Source organism: Sphingobacterium sp. JB170 (genome assembly GCF_900163865.1).
Taxonomy (GTDB): Bacteria; Bacteroidota; Bacteroidia; order Sphingobacteriales; family Sphingobacteriaceae; genus Sphingobacterium.
In genome coordinates this window covers 1-2524 of record NZ_FUKU01000021.1, presented here as the reverse complement: position 1 = coordinate 2524, position 2524 = coordinate 1, and the positions used below count along the sequence as shown (strand labels likewise).

Genomic DNA, 2524 nt, shown 5'->3' with positions numbered 1-2524 from the left:
ATACTTCCGCTACCATCGTGCGAAGTGGTTAGGAAGTAGGCTCGACACCTGACGCCAATATCTATGTTTCCATAGCTGGTTTCCCTGTGTCTGCCCCCAAACCGTACGTACATGTCTCCATGTATACGGCTTTCCATCGGTTTATTCAGTCTAATGCTCCTGCGTGCAATTTTTCGTGACATGATATACATACTGCTAAAGTTTTTCTTCTTCTACCAATCATTTGTTTTTCCCAATTTGTTTTTCCTTTTAGGTCTTTGAGCTTTCTTACATGGTGCATTTCTATTTCATCTTTCGCACCGCAGTATTCACAAGTTTTAGCCATTAATCTATCCGTTAAACTGTTCCTACCACCTGTTATAGTGACTGTCATTGGAATGTTATCAAATGATGGGTTTCCGGTTACCATTTTACGTTTGAAACCCTCGTTGTAAAGAATTCTGTATTTAATATTGCCTTTTCTATCTGTGTAGGGAATGGAAAACACTCCATTCTTTCTATGCTTGTTCATCAACTTATTTATTGAAGAGCGATGTTTACTCGCATAGGTACTGTACATGCTGTAACACATGATGTAATAGAAAGAGTTGATTATATGGCTGTTGTTTGCTATGGAGTAATAGTTATAGAAACCTCTTATTTCAGCATTGTATTGACTGATGATTTCTAAATCATCAAATGCAATCATGTAGCCTCTTGATATTCCCCTCCAAACCTCTTTTCCCTTTGGCTTGATGATTTTCATTGCCTTATAGTCAAGAAGTTTTTTGCGTATCACTTCCGTAGAAACATACAGTACAACCTTACTTGAAAAGCATCGTCTTGGGTAGCCCATTTTGTCCTTTTTGGTACCGTTGGATTTTCTGATAAAGATTTCGTATCCCAAAAATTTGGCAGGTTTTTCAGCATGGGTGATAAGTGTCTTGTCTTCGGATAATTCCAATTTAAGTTTATCTCTAAGAAAATCTTTGAGGTCTTCTTTTATTTTGGTACAATCCTCCTTTGAACCTATTACGCCAATTAGAAAATCATCTGCATATCTGACATACTTCAATTTTCTCATGTTTTCATCCATCTGCACCGATGCAGGATGTTTTTGACGTTCTTTAACGATGTCATTGATTTGTTCAAGTAAAATTTTCCGTTTTACTTCATCCTTTTCAACTTTGAGTTTCTGACTTAAACGGTATTTTTTGCAAACTAGATAGCGGGATTCCTTAGAGGGTTTTCTCCATGTACCTTTGTCAAATTCTTGGGTGTATTCTTTGATATACTTATCAAACTTGTCAAGATAAATGTTAGCCATTATAGGGCTGATAATACCTCCTTGCGGAGTACCGCTGTACGTTCTGTGATACGTCCAATCCTCAATATATCCTGCCTTGAGTAATTTTCTGATAAGTCGAATAAACCTTTCATCTTCGATACGCTCTTTCATAATATTTATCATTACTTCGTGGTCAATGTTGTCAAAGAAACCTTTTATGTCTCCTTCAATGAACCACTTTGCACCTGTAAACAATTTATGTGCGCTTTTCAAAGCTGTATGGCAACTTCGGCTTGGTCTGAAACCATGGGAAGAGTTTTCAAATTGCCCTTCGTAAATGGCTTCAAGTATCATACGGATTACTTCCTGTAGGAGTTTATCGATGAATGTGGGAATACCCAAAGGACGCTTGCTACCGTTCTTTTTTGGTATGTAAATTCTTTTAGACGGTACAGGTTGATAGGATTCGTCTTTCAACGATTCTATTAGCTGTTTAACGCGTGTCACACTCATACCGTCTATGGTTTTACCATCGGAGCCAGCGGTCATATTACCTGCCTTGCTGTATATTTTTTGGTATGCTACGTAATACATTTCTTCGTTAAACAATATCCTGTACAGTCTTTGGAACTTATATGTCAGCGTGTTGCTGTGTCTCACCAGACTGTTCAATGTCATTTCGGGATTTCTCATAATGTCTCTCACATTTTCCTTTAATTCAATTAAACTAAACCAACTGTTCCCCTTCGCCATGTACAAGGCTTTCCCTTGCTCGGACTACTACGGGAACTCCGTTGCCATGTCGGATATTCAGAAGCTGAACTTCATAGCCTTTCGGCATTCCGATTTAGGCAATCCCCATTTAGATGTATAGTGACTTGGCGCAATGGATTGTCGGCAACCGACTTTCGTCCTTTTCTACTTATTGTAGCTGTGTCCCTTACCTGTTCATGCTTTTACCGCTACATTTTTACGGAAAAGTGTTAGGGAAATGACGTTAGTAACTATCTTCCGTCAATGCTTAAGAAACTAACCACTTAGACTATCGTTTAATCAATCCAGATTTGTTCCTCTTATCCATTATTTCAACTTGCCATTACAGTCGCAATCTGATAGTTGATTGACTTATGGCTTTTCCGATATGCTACACTCCCCATTGAGTTTCCTCTTTGGATAAATCGGATGTTGATGAGCAGTATGAACACTTGCTCAGCAGTTTGCCAAAACTGCATTCACTAAACACCCTTATGGGCGCAC

General features: G+C 38.5%; 1 protein-coding gene. It reads right to left on the bottom strand.

Annotated elements, in window-relative coordinates; translation table 11 throughout:
* Positions 1-145 precede the first annotated feature (145 nt).
* A complete protein-coding gene (locus FM107_RS05180; RefSeq protein ID WP_059333880.1) occupies positions 146-1960 on the bottom strand; it encodes a reverse transcriptase domain-containing protein in 1815 nt (604 codons plus the stop codon).
* Between the last annotated feature and the right edge of the window lie 564 nt (positions 1961-2524).